This is a genomic window from Francisella opportunistica (genome assembly GCF_003347135.1).
In the GTDB taxonomy this organism is placed as follows: Bacteria; Pseudomonadota; Gammaproteobacteria; order Francisellales; family Francisellaceae; genus Francisella; species Francisella opportunistica.
The window spans coordinates 1,798,695-1,817,292 of sequence record NZ_CP022377.1 but is presented as its reverse complement, the minus strand read 5'-3'; the positions used below and the strand labels follow the sequence as shown (position 1 = coordinate 1,817,292).

The following is an 18,598-nucleotide window of genomic DNA, read 5'->3' as shown; positions in this document are numbered from 1 at the left end:
TATTGTTATTATAATCTTTAACTAAATCTTATTTTTGTTTATCAAAGTTAAGATAGTAATATGATGTTATAATATCCTCTGAGACCTTTGTGAAATCTTCTTTGTTATTGAGTAATTCCGGAGATATTCTATATATTTTAGAGTCTGAATGAGGGGTAGCAAAACTATATTTATTATCGTGTAAATTTACTAAATAATTACCAAATTTATCTTTTATTCTATATAAAGTTGTGATTCTGCTTACAGCAAAATTGTAATTAAAATAACCATAACAGTATCTTGTATTTTGCTTTTTAGCATATATTATACCATTTTCATTCTTTTTCTTTTTATGCTTTATTTTATAAACCGCATCAAACTTATTATCTTTAAAGTTATACTTTAAATATGATAATTTATCTTTTTCTGAACTATATAAACTATAATCTTGGTTAATTTGTGCTTCATGAGATGGTGTATATGTAGTTATTGGTAGGCCAGTAGATTTTGTTTTAGCGTGATAATTGCATTTATACTGATTCATTTCATTATAAGCATTATAGTTTATTTCTTCAGCTTTTTTGCCACCACCAATCTCAGCTTTTTTCTTACGAGAGTATTGCTCCAAAAGTGTAGCATGATTTTCGCTATGAGTTGATAATAAATCATATAAACAGCTTTCTGAAAGTGAACTATACAGACAATTAAGGTTATATATATCTTCATATATATTAGACAGAGTCGTTATTCTATTTATATAAGGATTGCGTAGATTTTCTGAGGTTGGCTTTAAACTCTCCTGATATCTTTTTGCTAAAGTTTCGAATCTTTTATCATTAGAAAGTTGAAATACAGGTTTAGAAAAGAATTTGTCAATACTTAATATTGGATATTTTTCTTCTTTGGAATTAAATAAATATGTGTTTGCAGACATTAGTATCTCATCTACAGTATGGTCAACACTATGTGCCATAAAAATACAATAAAGATAAGTCATATATAGCAACTGATCTTCATCTAATACTTTACTATCCCCTTTTTTTGTAGTTGCCATACCAAGTAGTAAAGCTTGAGTCATTGCTTGGTCTAAATTCCCTGAAATACCTACTTTAAAATCAAGGTTATATGATTGTGCCAACTTTAGTATAGCTTTTCTTAGGCCATTATCATTTTTATTAGTTAGATTAAGACTAAATAAAGACATACCATTGTCAATAGAATGATCTTTGGCTTTACTAACAGATTTTGGCATGATGCTTTTTTCTTTTTCTGAATACTGATTGTGTAATCTTTCAGGCGAGTCATATAACTCAAATTCCATTCTATTTGCAACATTTGCGTTTGATCTTATCAATGCAGTTGTTGACGCGAATGCTCCGTATCTAAAAACTACAGGGATATAGTTTGGTTTAATTGAGGAGAAGCTCTGTTTAAGTATATTAACAATGTCGGGATCTATAAAATCTTTTATATATTTTTCATGTGAGTTATATATATTCTTGATATATTTATTTTCAAGTAATTTATTACTCTTTACTTTATCAGAGTACCAATTTATGAATTTATCATCTGCTATTACTGAACTTAAGAATCCTGGGAGATAGCATATAATGTATAGTTTGTTTCTAATATTAGCTAAACAATCTTCTTTAGAGTTTCTATGTTTCCCAGTTTCTAGCATACAATTGTAATAAGTTAGAGGATTGTTACCTAAATAACCATATGGTACTAGGTAATCCTTAGTAGAACATAAAAATGCAGATATGTAATTTAAAACTCTGAACTTTGGATCTTCAAGAATAGTTGATAATTTTTCTGCATGGGCTTGCCTAGCACTATTATTCTCATTAAGGTTAATTTTAGCACTAATTTTTGGGTTAATACTTCTTTCTTCTAAAAGTTTACATAGTTCTTCTGCTTCTTCTATATCTAAGCCATGAAATGTCTCTCTATAATGTCCCTAGAAAAAAATACTGGTTTAAAAAGGATTTTTATTCCTAGATGTTAAACTTTAATTAGAAAGACTAGGAAATAGAAAAATGAGTAAAAAGAGAGTAACGTATACAGCTGATTTTAAAGCTAAAGTAATTATAGAATTACTAGAAGGTGATAAGACAGTTAATGAGATAGCGAGTAAATATGACTTACTCCCTAAAAACGTACACAATTGGAAGCAACAATTTTTATCTAATGCTTGTATGGCATTTGATAAAAGCTCTGTAGTTAAAGAATATAAGCAAGAAATAGATGAGCTTAAAAAAGAAAAAGATGCTACGAGTAAAAAACTTGGAGAAGTTATAGTTGAGAGAGATTTTTTGATGGGAAAGCTAAAAAGCTTGGTATCATCAAATGATAGAGTAAAGTCTATAGATACTAAGCTAGATTTATCCTTAAACAATCAGCTTAAACTATTATCCGTATCAAAGACTTTGTACTACTATACTCCAATAGCAAGATTTAGTAGTGCTGCTAATATTAAACTATTGAATACAATAGATTTGATACATACCAAGCATCCGTATTATGGGCGTGTTGAAAACTAGCCATATATAGAATAATATTTGTTAAAATATAGTTATATTAATTTTCATATGCTTATCTGATGAATCAACTAGAGATGATAAGTCTTAATGACTTAGTACCGAGAAATCATATATATCGTAAGTTTGTATCGATTTGGAATTTTAAAAATGTTGCTAAGAAATTAAAGAAGTTTGAAAAAGATAACCCTTATAAAGGTTATGGAATGCTACGTTTATTTAAATGTTTACTATTACAATTTATGGAAGATCTTAGCGATAGAGAATTAGAGAAATATCTACAAGAGAATAACGCAGCAAAATGGTTTTGTGAATTTACATTATTAGAAAAAACTCCCGATCATAGTGTATTTTGTAAATTTAGAAAGAATATAGGTACTCGTTTTATATCGGAAATTTTTAATGATTTAAGAAAGCAATTAAAACAACAAGGATTTATCAATGAAGTCTTTAGTTTTGTTGATGCTAGTCACTTAATAGCTAAAGCTAATCTTTGGAAAGAAAGAGATAAAGCTATCAAAGAGAAATATGAAAAGTTAAATAATGAAATACTTCCTAAAGTAGCTATAGATAAGCAAGCACGTATAGGCTGTAAAGGTAAAGATAAATTTTGGTATGGTTATAAGAAACATACTAGTGTAGATATGCAGAGTGGACTGATTAATAAAGTAGCTGTGACACCTGCCAATGTTACAGACGCAAAGGGTATAAAATATGTTTGCCCTGATGGTGGTGCGATTTATGCTGATAAGGGATACTGTACAAAATATGCTAACAAAACTGCCAGGGATAACTGTTGTGACCTTAAAGCTATAAAGAAGAATAATATGCTTGGTAAAAATCATGATCAAGACAGTTGGTTTAGTGCTATACGTTCACCTTATGAAAGAGTGTTTGCTCATCAGGATAAACGTGTTAGATATAGAGGAGTTTCAAAAAATCACTTTGCTGAACTGATGAAATCTATTTGCTTCAATCTTAAGCGACTTGTAGTGCTTGACCCACTCAATTTGTGCTTGAACTAGGATACGTGTATCCAAATATCAGAAATATTAATAAAACATAAAGAAAAACTTTAGAATAGTGGCCTAAGATGCACAGCGTTAAAGAATTAAGCTTTAAACACACAAATTGGGTAAGCTTTCAACAGCCCCATTATGGTACAAGAAGATTAGTGAAATTATTAAATAGATTGGGCTTTTTAGTTGGTAGAAAATTAATCAAAAGTGCAATGGAGTTTATGGGTATTAAGGCTTTGTATCCTAAGAAAAAGACAACCACTATTAATAAGCAACATAATAAATATCCATATTTACTTAATGCATTTAAGAATGGCTTAAATCAAGTGGTCATAGACAAAGCTAATAAAGTTTGGAGCGCTGACATCACCTATATTAGGTTAGAGAATGGTTATGCATATTTAGCTGCTATAATAGATTGGTATAGTAAGAAGATATTAGCTTGGAAGCTTTCTAATACTATGGATACATTGCTAACAACGAGTGTGTTAAATGAAGCATTATTAAAATATGAAAAACCTGATATTTTTAACTCTGATCAAGGAGTCCAATATACTGCTAAAGAACATATTAAAATACTATCTGATAGAAATATACAGATCTCTATGGATGCTAAAGGAAGATCTATAGATAACATTGTAATTGAAAGATTTTGGAGAACATTAAAATATGAAAACGTTTATCCATCATCTTATAGAACAATGAATGAGGCAAAGCTAGGTATTAAAGAATATATTGAGATTTATAACAACGAAAGAATGCATTCAAGTATTGGATATATGACGCCTGATGAAGCATATTCTGGTATTTTGAAAGTTGCATAATAAGGAAGGAATAAAAATATCTTATAAATTGGTATTGACTAACAGGGACAGTTTACTCCCAGCCAAATACTAGTGTTTATTTTACTTGTATTTGTGACTAGATTTTCTTCAATATCTTTATTTAATAGCCCTGCTTTTAATAATTTACTATATTCAGGTTTTACTGATCTAATACTATTTTCTATTTCATAGACAGAATATACTACTAACGTAAATAAATGTCTTATGACCAATGTCTCTAGGAAAGTCATGAGCTAACTTTTGAGCTTCTGAGAAAAAACTATCAGATGAATTTATTTCAAAATTTTTTTATCTTATCTATTTTATCTTTTAAGTTTTTGATTTCTATGTCTGATAAATTTTCATTAAAATTAAATTTGTTTTCTTTTTGATCACCTCTCACCCAAAATGGATTTGGGATTTTTGCCACTAAATTTCTAGCATTTTCTCGATTTAAATTATAATACTCTGGTGTATGATAGATATATAAAAAATCAGAATGGTAAGGTAAATTAAGAATATTTTGATTGGCATAAGTTATTGATGGTATAAAAGATGTAAATTTATGATGAACCCAGTTTTTATCATTTGTATGGACTGCTATAAAATCAACCAATCCCCATATTTTCTTGAAATCAAAAATAACAGATTTATGTCCAAATGTAACAAATTTAATTTTATCAACTATTTCGTCTAAAGATAAAACTATTATGATATAAGCTTTTTCTTTATTTCTAATATTTTCTATGTGTTCCATAAAACTTTCTGATGGATTAAGAAGTTTTGAACTCGCTGTTAGAAAACTCTTACCGCTAAGTGTTAAAATATACAGATTTGAACCGCCTAATGATTTTTTATCAGATTTATTTGTAAACTCACTTAATTTAGTGGGTAAACTAACTTCTTCAAAATTTATATTTAATGTTTTCTTTATATCCATGGTCTTCAATCAACGATAATTATTTTAATCATAAATATAAAAAAAATATTTAATAAATCTATGGTTTAGCTTTATTGTTACAAACTGTTACATAACCTAAATATTTGAGATAAATTGTGAAATTTATATTTAATAATAAGTGCTAAAATTAGCTTATTTATGGAAGCTGAAATCCACCCCCACCCCAGATTAACCTGAGTAAATTGTATGAAGAAACAAATAATGCCGGTTATGTTTGTCGTCACTGTGGCATATCAAGACCAACTTTAAGATCCAGAGGATTCAACAGATAGATCTAGAGAATTTTTTGCTATTGATGTGCAAAAGAAACTGATGTCATATGGTATTAAATTTAGATCAAATAAGCCTGGTTGGCTTTGTTTCTTAACCCCTTATAGAGTTAAATCATATTTTTTGCTCTTTAATAGCTTCTTGTAAACTAGAAATGTTAAAAATAATCACTAAAAATTTATCTACTAGATAACAAAAATTACAGACTGTTACAAATAAGAAATATCTTAGTTAGCTTTTGAAGATATGATTTTTGCAAACAATTATTTCAACTAATTCTATTAATTTTAATTAAAGGACGATTAATACAATAGCCAAAAAATAAAAAAGCTGAAATAAAAGTCATAAAACAAACTTAGTTAGTGGATGTTTGTATAATTTAAAGGAGATAAAATCAATGTGTAATATAAATAAATCTAAGTCGAAATTAGAAAATAATAAAAATACTACTAATAAATTGTTGTTAGATTATGCTTTGAGAGGGAATAATTTTTTTTTCACAATACAGTTATTTGATCAAGTTTTACCAAGACAGACTGGCTATTTAAACTTTAAAAACTCACTTAGTCAGGCAGCATATTTGATTGAAATTATTATGTCACTTAATGCAGGGATTGCTAGTTATGAGGATGAAGAAGGAAATATTCGAATGAGTTTTGATGCTTCAACTGATAAAGCTGACAATTATCCTTTGAATTCTACCTTGATTCTTAGGCATGATATCTTACGTAAGGCGATGCTTACTTGCTTGGGTTTACTTAATTATGCTTCACCAACCTCTGTTAGGAGTTATTCTCATGCGGTCCTAAGGAATCTTTGTAGTGATCTTTATATTTGCAAAGACTTTAAAATCAAAGAGGTTAATGACACTTTTAGAAACAATTTAATCAATTTTGCAGAAAAAGCTTTATTCGTTTCACAGGGTGAAGTGGAGAAATTCTTACTGCGCTGTGGGGAGATAGGTTGTGCCTATAAAAAAATGCCGAAAAAGATTATTAGAGAGTCAAGTTCACAAGCTGAAACTTTTAGAACAGTTACAACGCCACTTAAACCAATACCTCAAGATTTAGATGGGATCAAAAACGATAATTTAATCTACTTATCGAGACAAAAAGCTTCTGCTACTAAGGCTCTTTTAGGTAACAGTCTTGATACTGATAATCAGGTATTGACTTCGCAGGCAAGAAAATTTATGCCTTATAGTATGCGCAATACTTATACAGTTGATGTAAAAGACTTGCATAGTAACAAACAATATCACTTTGTCCTTACAGCTAGTCCAAGTCCTGAAGTTGCAAATATCAATACTAGTGAGTGCACACTTAAGTACTATAACCGACTTATTAATGCGATACAGTCTAGATATAATATAGCTAATGATCGTATTCAACTAATTTCTTTAGTATCTGAATCTCAGCCAGGAAAGTTATATATTGGTCGAGATGGTAATACAGCTGCACGCAGATTAGGAATAAAGCGAGCTAATTTTCAAGTAACCTACACAAAAGGGCGTGGTATGCGCGATGCAACTAAGGAGGTATTAAAACACCAACAAAAAAATGGCACTTATGTCAGCATTTTGCATTGTGAAAGTGGTGTTGATCGTGCAGGGACATTGCTCGAACATATTCTTTATAAACTAGCAGGTGACTCTTCGAATATAATTGGTGGAATGGCTCATGGGGCTTTTAATGCGATGCTTTATAACTTACAATTTGGCATGAAAGCAAAAGGAATTGGTTATGCCGGGCTAGAGCGTTGCAAAAAGCGATTTCAGGGTGTACTTTCTGATAAAAATAAGAAGTTTATGACTATGTAAATTATTTATTTCATTGAGAAAATCTATTATTGATAAATATTCAAAACTTACCGCTATAGTTAATGATTTTCGCTCAATTTTACCAAAATTTATTAGGTTCCATGAACAAAAAAATTGAATAAAGCAGTTAAGTATATTTAAATAGTTTTGTGAAACAAAAAAACATACTTAACATATATGGAATATTACATATCAGAAACAAATTGGTCAACTATTTTAACTTTTCTAACAGCTCAAAAAGGATTGCATACAAAAGATGTAGTTAAGCTTAGAAGATTCATAGAAGCAGTGTTTTTTATCTTAAAAACAGGAGCTCAGTGGAAATATCTTCACAAGGATTATGGTAATAGTAGAGCCATCCATAAGCGTTATAAATACTGGGCTGACAAAGGTGTTTGGAATAATCTAATGACTTATGTTTCAGACATTGATTCACAACAGTTCATGATAGATTCACTATCTGTTAAAGCACATGCGTGTGCTAGTGGTTATGAGATAAATGGTAATGAAATCAATGCTTTGGGTAGAAGTGTGGGTGGCTTAACAACAAAGATTCATACTCTTACAGATGCTTTAGGAAATCCCGTTAGATTTATAATAACTGCTGGTAATGTCCATGATATTGTACCCTCACAACAACTCTTAGAAGGAATAACAAATGCTTATATTCTTGCTGATAAGGCATATTTCTCTGAAGAAAATATAAAATTCCTTGAGGAAAATAAAAATAAACCAGTCATTCCTGCTAGAGAAAACTATACCAAAGGCCATAATGTTGACTGGCATATTTATAAGGAAAGACATTTGATAGAGAACTTTTTCTCTAAAATTAAGCATTTTAGAAGGGTTTTCTCTAGGTTTGATAAGACTTGTTCTGCTTTCCTCGGCTTTATAGCATTAGCAAGCACCTTTATTTGGCTTAGATGATTTTTTTGTTCATGGAACCTAACTATAGCATAATTTTTGTTATTTTTATTGTGTAGAGAGTTTGAAGTTACAAATTGTTACACATCTTAAATATTTTAGATAATTTCATCTATTAATATTCTAAACATTAAAAGGTTAAACTTTTTGTCAATAGGGGTACATAAGATGATATTAGATGTCATAAATCAAGTAAGTGAAGAAAAAGATATTTGTTATAGAGCAGAAGTAAATGAGTTTGAACCGATATATGAAGCTTTAGAGCGTGAAGAATATTTAAATGCTAAAGAGTTATCTTTGGAACTAATTAATAAAGGATGCTTAGATCCTCGTTATGTTATCTATGCTGAATTCGGCTATTGGCATGAATCTACTAGTTTTGATATTAATGCTAAAATTCTCGGTGAATTAATTAATATACATGAATTTTTTTTAGAAAAAATTGAAGCAGGTAAAATTCGTTCTAAAGTTTATACAACTGTTGTCGAGTGGTTTCACGCTAGTATTTTTGCTCATGCTAAATTTATAAAACGAAATGCCGAGATTTATTTTGAAGGAGATAAACTAGTTTTAACTAATGCTTTTGATGAATATGTTTCATTTATTAAAGCAAATTTGCCTTCTATTAATGTAATCCAGATTGATCAAATTAAAAATACTTATAAAACTTTTCCAGTCGTTCAAGAAGTAGTAGAAGTAGATGAAATACAAGATGAGCAGTTTATTGAGACAGATGATATTAAAAAAGACTGTCTTGAATCTTCTTTAAGCTCTAATAATAGCTATATAAGTGATGAGTGGAGTAAGTTATTACGAAATATCAAAATTTATCGAAAACTTGTGGCTGAGAAATCTTGGATCAAAGCTGCGGTTGTTTATCAAATTATTAATTCAGCTTTAAGAGAATTTGACCCTATTAAATACTTCCCTGAGACATTTTATCCATATCTTAAAGATACAGCAAATGCCTATGATCATTTAATGCATCAGTTAAGTCTTTCTAAGCATCCATTATGGTTAATGTTATCACAAATGTTTAAGAGTGACCCAGAGAGTTTTTATAGAGAGGATTCATTAGGAGGCATTAGAGAAATATTAATTAGAGAAATTAATAGTAATACTCATGAGAATTACCAAGAGTATGAAACAGCAATGAATGATGAAGAACAAAATCAACTAAACTGGTAAAGTATTATGTTTTATAATTTAGAGAATATATTAGTAGATCACATTCAGTTTGATAAGTTAACTACTATAGAGCTAGAGCAGCTTAAATCATTGTTTAACTACAACTGCCCCAATAGCCTTGAAGAGCTTAAGTTTGCGCAATTATATGATAAATGGTTTGCAACTAAGCAAATGGGGTATATTGCTAATGGCTGTTTACAAGTTAGTTTTATCCTTTTAAAACCAGATTTGTCTTTAGATACTAAAAAAGTAAAATATTTGCATACAAGTCAAATTCAAGATTTAAAAGTTGATTTTGATATGTATGGTTTTAGTGGTGAATTATTATTTAATCTGCCATATAATCCCGAAAAAGAAAGTTTATGGAATGACCTATTTAATTATCAAAATAAATTTGCAATTGAATTAGTCTATCAAGAAGATATAGATAAAAATGGCAAAGGTAATTACCAAGCTAATGAGCAAAATAGTTGGAAAGTAAGGGGTTACATTGACCTTACTAAAAGTAATGCTATAGAACTAACCGATCAGGTAAGTAATATCGATGATTTTCTAGCTCCTATACATTATTTAACTTGTAAATTATCATTTACTGATGCTTTTGCATTTATAGCTAAACAGCACTATCCTATTCAGATATATCCACAATCTACTTATAAGCAGTTATTTGAAAATGTGTTTAAAGATTTTAGTGCGTTATTGGCATTTAAAATTAACGATGATATTTCGCTTTTTGATACTAAGTATAATTGGATATGCGTAAATTGTGATTATCCAAGATGTAGTTTTTATGATTTCTTTTTTCATACATTAAGACATTATCAACTACAGCTTGTTTATAATTACTCAGGTATAGAACCTAGCTATACTATCGTTGATTTAACCAAGCTAAAGGATGATAAAAAAGTTAGTTCATTACCTTTGGGTATAATTAGAAAAATTATAAATCAAATTGGAGATTACGATTTTAGTAATACTAATTTGATAAATCATCACTGGGCAAATAAAAATAAGTCTGATTTACTTAGTTTGAATACCCCAAATACAAATTTATCAATTTCCAAAGACTATGTAAGTAGTTATCCAGTTGAATCACAGTTTAAAAGCGCTGAAAATTTTTATAAAAAAGAAATTAGCAACGCAGAAAAAAAATTAAGTTGTCTAATTTTTGATTGGCGTTATTTTCCTGCAGACTTTACTGCATTGCCAATGAGTAAATTTGCTTTACCACAAGGATACCAGAATTTTTTAGTGCAATATAAAGGAAATTTAGTAATTGCCAATACAAATATAGCATTTAAAAACCATAAAAAGCATGCAATATTTGCTGGGCAGACGACAGAGTTTAGTATCAGTGGGCAATCTAATAATATTTCTGAGTTAGATTATAAGTTAAATCATGGTATTAAAATCAAAACAAAGATATATCCTGCTGATAAACTAGCCTTATCATTTCCAGACTATAATAAAGATATCAAAGATTTAAAAATTTATGGCTGGATTGATGACTTAAATGATTCTAGTCAAGATAGTATATATTTTGTTACACAGGGTGATAAACCTACTTCTCAAAAAGATATTAGTGTAGATTTAGTTGCTCCAGATGAATCAGTTTTTCTAATGCATGATCATACTATTAAAGAACTTTGTTATATTGTGAAGTTACCACCAGCATTAAATGGTATGTCTACGGAGTCATTTTATATCACTTTACCATATTTTGTATCAAGTGATCATGAGGTTATGCCTTTGCGTAAAGGTGCTCCTGTATCAATCATTTTAAAGCAAGAAAATGGCTATATTGATAAAGTTATGTGGCATAGCATGCAAGATAAGATCTTTAGCAAAGATTCTCAAATTAATAAAATGACATTTGGTGTTAACGATTCAGCAGGGATAATACATCAAGCAGAGAATAAAAAACTAAAAGAAGGTTCTTTAGAAATATTCTCTCAGACTTCGAGTAATAAAACCCAATTTATATCTGATAAAACTCAAATGTCTTTAGTTTATAGTGAGGAATAAAATGGACTTAACATTCTTAAAACAAAATAGTTTATCGATATTAATTATAAGTGTAGTAGCTATTGCTGTATTTATACTTATAATTAAAATGTATAAGAAAATTATTCAGAGACTTCTTTTTTATAAAAAAGGTCTAGGTAAAATAAATGGTTTTTTTGCAAAATTATTTAAAGTAAATGCTCTTAATGAAATATATCTTGAGTTTTATCGATCATTAAGTTTATGGCAAAAGATTAAGCTATATTTTGCTAAGAAAAATATATTGATTGATAGCTCTATAAAAACAGAAAATCAATTTGGAATTTACTTTAAACTAGAAGCAAATCAGCTTAAACTTTATGTAAATCCTCAAGTTTTATATGAATCAAAGCTTAATGAGGCAGATATCTTATGCCTATTCAGCAAAGTTTTTAGAGGATATATAAATCTAGTTGTAGTCAATCTAGATGCTAAACTCCAAAAATCTAATCTGTCAAGCTCAATAGAGCCAGTTAGTAACTGTTTTAACTATATTTCTAGATATTTATCCACTAGTTTTAATTATGTAGTAAATATAGTCGAAGAGGATGATAACATTGCTTATAAAGTATGGTGTGAATATACACAAATTGCTAATATTAACAACTTTTGGCCAAATGAGAAACCTTCGTCATCATGGTTGAATATAGTTACTACTAAATATACCGATAAACAACTTTGTTTAAATGAGCAACCGTTTAGTTCTGAGCAGATTAGAGATTTGTATTATTTTCTAAATAATTGTCTTAAGTATGAATATTTTATCAATCTATTACAAGCGGAAGTTTCCAATAAAATAGCCAAGTATAAAGGTTTTGGTATTAACCTTTTCAGAAGAAATAAGTTTTTAAAAAGTAGGTTAATTCAGCAAGTTTATTCTAGCCAGAAATTTACAAAAAAATTCAAGAAGGCTAGTTGTTTTATAATTATGTTTTTACTGACACTAGGCTTTATTATTGGCTGGTATCAGGTCAAAAATAATGTTAAAAATATAGTTAATGAAATACCATTAACAGGGAAATATTCAGGTTTATTAGACGAAATTAATCTAAAAAATTATTATCAAAGTTTAGATGATGCTTTTTATAATAATTTTATTATTGCTCTAGCCTACCATAATGCAGGAAAAAAAGAACTTGATCGTTTTTGGGAAAAATTCATCTATAAGCATGTGATAATTAGAACATTAGCAAAAGCTGATAATCCTATACAGAAATTAGCATTAAATATTGTTCAAACTCAAGTAGCAAAACCAAGCGTAAGAGAATTAATTTCAGATAATTTATGGCTGTGGTCTAAAGTAACCAAAATTCCTGAAAATATTTTAAGCGTATGGTTAGAAATTAATCATAGCAAAGCTAATACCGAAGAGGTATATAAATTATCTTTTGATGAAGATAAAGATAACAATACAATTAAGTATGTAGAAGATTTTATTGGACATATATTTGAGCAAAAAGCTCCTCTAAAAGCTTCGTTAGATAAAACTATGATAAATCAGGTTTTAGAATTAGCACTATTAGATCAGCTTGTAAATGACCATGATTTAAATATTCATATACATGATTCAAAAGCAAAACATAAGCCATCTCTTTCATATCAACAAAAAGTAGATTTAAACCATTTTATTATATATTTAGAGCTTAGAAATGTTATCTCTTCAGTTACAAATGCAAAAAACATTAAAGACAGAGTAGATCAATTATCTAAGATTAAAGATAGTGTTAAACAATTAACTAAAACACTATGGGATAAAAAATTAGCTAGCTTTATGTTACAAAGCATTAGTGATAATTTTTGTCTAAGCTTAGATAAAAAATCTAAATATTATTATAGTTATAGTTTTTATGAAAAGAATATAAAGCCTCTTAATCTAGAGCTTTCAAATTTAACTACTGCATATGCTGCGATAGGAATTAATATCAACCCTATATTTGATGAGTTTAAGGTATCAGTAGATAAATATAGAGTAGCTTATAACAATTATTATTATCAGCAGATAACTCAAATGCTAGAAGTTAACTCTAATGATATTGATACTTTGATACTAAGATTAAAAGAAATTAACTCATCGTCAAATCTAAAATCCTTATTGTCAACTATTCAGAAAAATGTTCTAGAGGTAAAAGATTCATTTTTGCTTGAAAATAGCTTTAAGGAGATTAACAGCTTTTATAAGGATATTAATGATTATAATAAACTTATCGATAAGTATATTGATCTTTTAAACAAAGCAAAGTCAAATCCACAAATGCTTATAGATCTTTATCAGAATAATAAGCATCCTTTTGAAGCAGATATGGATGAGTTTTTAAAAAATATTAAACCAACATCAAGCTTTGATGAGCTTCTTTCACAGGCTGCCCTAGCTAGTGTGCAAGTAACAACTAAATTACTACAGCAGTATGTTCAAAGCTATTGGAATAAAAACTTAGAGCCGATATATAACAAAATCTTTGACTCTTTCCCATTTAAAGAGAACTCTAATAATGAGATAAGTGCCGATGCTTTAACAAATTTGATTGGTAAGCAAGGTTCATTTTGGGAATCTTATGCAAAAATTGCCCCACTAATTAAAAATTATGATAGTGATAAATGGCTTACTGATAAACAGTTTAAAGAATATCAAAAGATACAAGAGTTAGCGCAACTTCTTTGGGATACTAGTGGTAAACCAAAGGCTATAAAGATTACTCTAACTACTTCAGGGCTTTTACCAAGTTATAATCATATTGAAAGCTCTTGGTATTTCTTTAAAGATAAAAAAACATCTTATTATGATGGTATCTTATCAGTTGATAAAAATAGTATTTCTGATATTGGCGTTGGTGGTGTTAAGCAAACTTTCGAAGTTCAATGGTGGCTAGATAAAGTTTCATCAATTGCTCTGGTTAGTAACAATAAAAACCTAGTAGCACAGCAAACAAAAGAAGGTAATTGGTCTTTCTGGAAGTTATTAAAATTAGCAGATCACAACGGTAATACTTTCACTTGGAGTTTTAATAACAACAACACAAAGGTTTCCTTTGATATTGATTATCCAAACATTTGGTTTAATAAATAGGTAGGTGCTTTATGAATGAATTAAATTTGAATAATAATATTACTGTAAAAGAGATGATGAGTGCTCTTAATCAGTTACAGACACAAGTAGAAAAAGATTTTAGAAATTATACAAGATATCTGTATTCATCTAAAGTAAAGAGTCATTTTCCTCATATGTTAACTCCTACATTTCAAGGATGTTATATTAAGATATCAGATTGCTATTTAGAAGATGATAGTAACTATATTGATCTAGAGCAGCAAGTTAGTATTGATATATTAGAACAAAATCAAATTTTATATTCCTCAATCTCAACACGAATATTGCCATTTGATGTAGTTAATGTTGAAACTCAAGCTAAAGGAGTGCAACTAACTTTTGCAGCTAAGTCAGAATATTTTAGCTTACAAGATCATATTTTTAGCTTTTGGTTACATTCTGATTATATGTCTATAGAACAACTTGTTAATATCTTTAGAAAACTAAATAAAAGTGACAAATTCTCTTTAGTAATCGAATTAGCTGATGGTTCAATATGTCAAAAGACAGTAGATATTAGTTGTGGCTATGATTATGTACAACACTCTAATCACAGATTCCGTCAAAATTTAGCTGATCCTAGATTACAATTTAGGGTCAACATAGACTTACAACAACATTTTTCACAGAAAATTAAATGTATAAAACTATTAATCCATGGATTTTTTATTGAAGAGCTATATCAAGAACAATTAAATGATTTATTCCATACAAACTTGATACCTGCAGTTAATCAATGTCAAACTATTAGTGATAGTTTCGTTATGGATGGTGATTATGAGGTATATTGGCTAAAAAGCAAAGAAAAAATAGCTGCTGATTTTTATATTCATGAAGTATTAACTGTATATGCAGATAAGCAACCATTAGCTCCTATAGATTATAAAGTAATTTATAAAGATAGTAAGGTTGGTTTAGAATTTAACCAGATTTCTCAAGTTTTTAATAAAACTATCTTTGCAGATATATACCTTAGTTATAAGCTTGATCAAGCATTAATGAATAATTATCACAAAGCTGAAGTAAGATGGTTAAACCAGAATATATTTACCTATAAGTTAGATATTAAGGGTTTAATTACCACTTCAGAGTCTAGTTATGAAACTCATCTAATCGAACCGTTGTTAAAAATTCTTAGAATACCGTATATTCACAACTGGCAGCTACAAGACTGGAAAGGGCTATTAAAATTTACAGATATATCAGCACTAGTTGATATTCAACCTTGGCTTAATGATGTGGCTATAGATGAACAAAATCAAATATTATTATATTTTAAAAGTGTTCCTGAAAACTATCATGATTGGATTAAGTTTTATCTTAAACAACTTGAAGTATTTTTACAAAAAAATACTCGACATGATTTTAGAATAAAGGGAGTTTTGCAATGATATCATTTCCACGCAACTATAAAAATTGTATTAGATATATAAATGAGTATTACCCAAATCATAGTAAGCGTTGGCATGCAAACTGGAAGCAGGATAATGCTGTTTATATAATTAAAGGGATTATAGTCGAAGAGAAAATAATAAATATTTGGATTAATATTTGGCTATTAAAAAAAGATCCTAAGAATTTAGCGATACTTAAGTCTTGTTTAGATATTGCTGCAACACCAAGCCTTAAGAGTCAGATATTAGAAAAATGGTTAACATTATATAATTATGTTCTTTATCCTGAGTTATTAACTTACCAAAAACATATTTATCGTAATGGTGAAATCTTTTTTTCTAAAGAGGATTATAATAATAAATCACTTTCAGCAATTGAGCAATTCATCCGTCAAGCATTAGGTAAATATAGAGTTAGTGTTGATTTAGAATTTGTTAATCAAACTATAGGTAGTATCTTAGGAGTTGCTAAATTAAATCAACCCTTATCAAAAGTGTATACACAAAGATTAACTACTATAAGTGGCAAGATTATTTTCAGGATGCTGATACAAGAATCAAGAGAAAAGTTTCGTCAAATTTATGACGAGGTAACAGAAAAATTGACTAATTTGACATTTGAACTTGATGTTTTTTTTAAAGATATTTTAGTAGTCATTGATAATGGTTTGGAGACTCTAAATTTAGGAGACATACTAAGTAAAAAAAGCTTATCAGGAAATTTTGCATATAAGGTTATAAAAAATGAAAAATATTAGAATAAAACATAATTACTTTAAAAATATAAAACTAGCTTTATTAGCGATATTATTTTTAATCCTTACAGGGTGTGCAAGTTCAAGTTTTGACTTAACAGTTCAACCAGATAAATTAACTAATAATGGTCAACCTTTTTATGTTATTGTCAAAGATGAACCTATGTTTAGTTATTTGGATAGTAGCATTAATAGCGTATATGAAAGTTATCTAAAAAGTGATGATAAACATAATAGTTTTTTGATTTATCCTAACAAAGGTAAACAATCTATATCTATACAAAAATCAAAAAAAGATGGTGTATCAGTTTACTTTTTATTTCAGAAAAAACCAAGTGTAGGAGATTGGAAGTTTTATATTAATTCAGATAGTCAAAAAGATAAAACAATTAATATTACAAAAAATAATCTAGTGGAGGTTTCATAAATGTGGAAGTCAAAGTTCTATAGCATCATTAATGATGTTGATAATTATATAAGTACGGTTGATACTGATTTTTATCAGTATGTTGATAATTTATATAAAGAGATTCTAGCATTACAGCTTATATTAGTTGATAAAAATCGTGAAGAGGGCAAGTATAGTCAATCACATTTAATTACATTTGCCTTGGCAGCATATTGTGATGAAAGATTAAATATAAAAGCAATATCAGCTGGTTATGATTATGAAATGCTACAAACTCGCTTATTTAAAACACTAGAAGCAGGTAAACTTTATTATCAATATCTAGAGTATTTATTAGCTCAAAGATCACAAGCTTATGTTAATATTTATTGGGTCTATTATTATTTACTTACGCATGGTTATAAGGGTATGTATGACTCTGATAATTATTTTGAAAGAAGTCTTTACCTAAGGCAATTAAAGATTTTGATAATAGATTATACCCCCTTGAAGCTTTCAATAAAGAAAACTTCAAGAATTAAAGATAAATTTAAAAGAGTTTCTTTTACTTTATTTAATCTGGTAAAACTAGCTTCATTCAGTTGTTTAATTGGTAGCTATATAATAATCAATTATTTCTAAATGGAGGAAAAAAGATATGTCAAAACAAGTTTGTTTGGGAGCTCAACTTAAGTGTAGCTTTGGTCAAAGCCCATCTAGTTTAGTGGTTTTGCCTAAGCCATTTAGCTCTAATCAGAAGCCTGCTGCAGTTATTACAGATAATGCACCAATGTTAAATATTCCTCCATTTGGAATGTGTTCAAGTCCTACAAATCCAGCTGTAATAGCAGCAACAGCTGCAGCTATGGGAGTATTTACACCAGCTCCTTGTGTACCAGCTACGACTGCTCCATGGTCTCCTGGATCATCTAAGGTTAAGATAAACAAGATACCATCATTAACAGATAAATGTAAGCTAAATTGTGCTTTTGGTGGAATCATAGAGATTCAACAACCTGCGCAAAACAAAGTAGATATAGAATAGCGAGGCTTAAGATGATTAAACATACGATTACTCAAAATACTAATGGTATTACTCTAGAGGCTAATAATGATAATAAAATAGTATCTATAGACTGCAATGCAGCGCAAGAAACCTTAGTGCTTACTACACAACAAGCATCAATCAATTTGAATTCAAAAGATGGAACTATTTCTTTAATTACCAATGATGTAAAGATACTACTAGATAAATCTGGAAAAAATATAACTTTGGATAATGGTAGTTCTAATGTAAATATTAAAGGATCAGATGTTAGTATACAAGCCTCAAATATTAGCATAAAAGGTTCAAATATTAATATCCAAGGTCAGGTTAATGTGAAAGGCAACCTTAGTGTTGAGTAGTT

16 protein-coding genes are annotated in these 18,598 nt (G+C 28.8%); 14 read left to right on the top strand and 2 right to left on the bottom strand.

From position 1 onward, the window contains the following. Positions 1-28 precede the first annotated feature (28 nt). Complete coding sequence (locus CGC45_RS09475) at positions 29-1,660, bottom strand: hypothetical protein (RefSeq protein WP_071629914.1); 1,632 nt, start codon at positions 1,658-1,660, stop codon at positions 29-31. Positions 1,661-2,018: 358 nt separating this feature from the next. Here CGC45_RS09475 and CGC45_RS08850 point away from each other — a divergent pair, with 358 nt between their 5' ends. The 3 genes from CGC45_RS08850 to CGC45_RS08840 all read left to right on the top strand — a co-directional run bounded on the left by CGC45_RS08850 (position 2,019) and on the right by CGC45_RS08840 (position 4,362). Beyond that, on the top strand, positions 2,019-2,522 hold the full coding sequence (locus CGC45_RS08850; protein WP_071629913.1) for a transposase: 504 nt from the start codon (positions 2,019-2,021) through the stop codon (positions 2,520-2,522). 59 nt (positions 2,523-2,581) lie between these two features. Further along, on the top strand, positions 2,582-3,544 hold the full coding sequence (locus CGC45_RS08845) for a transposase (RefSeq protein WP_071628504.1): 963 nt from the start codon (positions 2,582-2,584) through the stop codon (positions 3,542-3,544). 68 nt (positions 3,545-3,612) lie between these two features. Then, positions 3,613-4,362 (top strand): IS3 family transposase, encoded by a 750-nt coding sequence (locus CGC45_RS08840; RefSeq protein WP_114702134.1) that lies wholly within the window; start codon positions 3,613-3,615, stop codon positions 4,360-4,362. Positions 4,363-4,660: 298 nt separating this feature from the next. Here the strand turns inward: CGC45_RS08840 and CGC45_RS08830 are convergent, their stop codons facing one another. Continuing rightward, on the bottom strand, positions 4,661-5,302 hold the full coding sequence (locus CGC45_RS08830; RefSeq protein WP_071629910.1) for a hypothetical protein: 642 nt from the start codon (positions 5,300-5,302) through the stop codon (positions 4,661-4,663). Between the two features lie 688 nt (positions 5,303-5,990). On the opposite strand from CGC45_RS08830, the gene CGC45_RS08825 reads away from it, so the two are divergent. The 11 genes from CGC45_RS08825 to CGC45_RS08775 all read left to right on the top strand — a co-directional run bounded on the left by CGC45_RS08825 (position 5,991) and on the right by CGC45_RS08775 (position 18,596). Beyond that, entirely contained in the window at positions 5,991-7,412 is a 1,422-nt protein-coding gene (locus tag CGC45_RS08825; protein ID WP_071629909.1) for a protein-tyrosine phosphatase family protein, read from the top strand. A gap of 177 nt (positions 7,413-7,589) precedes the next feature. Beyond that, entirely contained in the window at positions 7,590-8,339 is a 750-nt protein-coding gene (locus tag CGC45_RS08820) for an IS5 family transposase (RefSeq protein ID WP_071629399.1), read from the top strand. 165 nt (positions 8,340-8,504) lie between these two features. Continuing rightward, positions 8,505-9,524, top strand: a complete 1,020-nt coding sequence (locus CGC45_RS08815; protein WP_071629908.1) for a type VI secretion system protein IglI family protein — start codon at positions 8,505-8,507, stop codon at positions 9,522-9,524. 6 nt (positions 9,525-9,530) lie between these two features. Beyond that, positions 9,531-11,549: a hypothetical protein gene (locus tag CGC45_RS08810; RefSeq protein WP_071629907.1), complete on the top strand. Its 2,019-nt coding sequence runs from the start codon at positions 9,531-9,533 to the stop codon at positions 11,547-11,549. Between the two features lies 1 nt (position 11,550). Beyond that, positions 11,551-14,631: a hypothetical protein gene (locus CGC45_RS08805; RefSeq protein WP_071629906.1), complete on the top strand. Its 3,081-nt coding sequence runs from the start codon at positions 11,551-11,553 to the stop codon at positions 14,629-14,631. An 11-nt stretch (positions 14,632-14,642) separates the two neighbouring features. Further along, positions 14,643-16,043, top strand: a complete 1,401-nt coding sequence (gene iglH / locus CGC45_RS08800; RefSeq protein ID WP_071629905.1) for a type VI secretion system baseplate subunit TssF/IglH — start codon at positions 14,643-14,645, stop codon at positions 16,041-16,043. Further along, positions 16,040-16,804, top strand: a complete 765-nt coding sequence (locus tag CGC45_RS08795) for a hypothetical protein (RefSeq protein WP_071629904.1) — start codon at positions 16,040-16,042, stop codon at positions 16,802-16,804. Before iglH ends, CGC45_RS08795 begins: the two co-directional genes overlap by 4 nt. Further along, positions 16,791-17,228, top strand: a complete 438-nt coding sequence (gene iglE / locus CGC45_RS08790; protein ID WP_071629903.1) for a type VI secretion system lipoprotein IglE — start codon at positions 16,791-16,793, stop codon at positions 17,226-17,228. Before CGC45_RS08795 ends, iglE begins: the two co-directional genes overlap by 14 nt. Beyond that, positions 17,229-17,831 carry a DotU family type IV/VI secretion system protein gene (locus CGC45_RS08785; RefSeq protein ID WP_071629902.1) on the top strand — a complete coding sequence of 201 codons (603 nt, stop codon included), beginning with the start codon at positions 17,229-17,231 and terminating at the stop codon, positions 17,829-17,831. A 16-nt stretch (positions 17,832-17,847) separates the two neighbouring features. Further along, positions 17,848-18,234 carry a DUF4280 domain-containing protein gene (locus CGC45_RS08780; protein WP_071629901.1) on the top strand — a complete coding sequence of 129 codons (387 nt, stop codon included), beginning with the start codon at positions 17,848-17,850 and terminating at the stop codon, positions 18,232-18,234. A gap of 11 nt (positions 18,235-18,245) precedes the next feature. Further along, positions 18,246-18,596: a hypothetical protein gene (locus tag CGC45_RS08775; protein ID WP_071629900.1), complete on the top strand. Its 351-nt coding sequence runs from the start codon at positions 18,246-18,248 to the stop codon at positions 18,594-18,596. Positions 18,597-18,598 lie beyond the last annotated feature (2 nt).

Bases quoted from the DNA above. Each gene is read 5' to 3' on its own strand.
- iglH (WP_071629905.1), top strand. From the start codon at position 14,643: ATGAATGAATTAAATTTGAATAATAATATTACTGTAAAAGAGATGATG.
- CGC45_RS08830 (WP_071629910.1), bottom strand. From the start codon at position 5,302: ATGGATATAAAGAAAACATTAAATATAAATTTTGAAGAAGTTAGTTTA.
- CGC45_RS08850 (WP_071629913.1), top strand. From the start codon at position 2,019: ATGAGTAAAAAGAGAGTAACGTATACAGCTGATTTTAAAGCTAAAGTA.
- CGC45_RS09475 (WP_071629914.1), bottom strand. From the start codon at position 1,660: ATGCTAGAAACTGGGAAACATAGAAACTCTAAAGAAGATTGTTTAGCT.
- CGC45_RS08815 (WP_071629908.1), top strand. From the start codon at position 8,505: ATGATATTAGATGTCATAAATCAAGTAAGTGAAGAAAAAGATATTTGT.
- iglE (WP_071629903.1), top strand. From the start codon at position 16,791: ATGAAAAATATTAGAATAAAACATAATTACTTTAAAAATATAAAACTA.
- CGC45_RS08805 (WP_071629906.1), top strand. From the start codon at position 11,551: ATGGACTTAACATTCTTAAAACAAAATAGTTTATCGATATTAATTATA.
- CGC45_RS08780 (WP_071629901.1), top strand. From the start codon at position 17,848: ATGTCAAAACAAGTTTGTTTGGGAGCTCAACTTAAGTGTAGCTTTGGT.
- CGC45_RS08795 (WP_071629904.1), top strand. From the start codon at position 16,040: ATGATATCATTTCCACGCAACTATAAAAATTGTATTAGATATATAAAT.
- CGC45_RS08825 (WP_071629909.1), top strand. From the start codon at position 5,991: ATGTGTAATATAAATAAATCTAAGTCGAAATTAGAAAATAATAAAAAT.
- CGC45_RS08785 (WP_071629902.1), top strand. From the start codon at position 17,229: ATGTGGAAGTCAAAGTTCTATAGCATCATTAATGATGTTGATAATTAT.
- CGC45_RS08840 (WP_114702134.1), top strand. From the start codon at position 3,613: ATGCACAGCGTTAAAGAATTAAGCTTTAAACACACAAATTGGGTAAGC.
- CGC45_RS08845 (WP_071628504.1), top strand. From the start codon at position 2,582: ATGAATCAACTAGAGATGATAAGTCTTAATGACTTAGTACCGAGAAAT.
- CGC45_RS08810 (WP_071629907.1), top strand. From the start codon at position 9,531: ATGTTTTATAATTTAGAGAATATATTAGTAGATCACATTCAGTTTGAT.
- CGC45_RS08775 (WP_071629900.1), top strand. From the start codon at position 18,246: ATGATTAAACATACGATTACTCAAAATACTAATGGTATTACTCTAGAG.
- CGC45_RS08820 (WP_071629399.1), top strand. From the start codon at position 7,590: ATGGAATATTACATATCAGAAACAAATTGGTCAACTATTTTAACTTTT.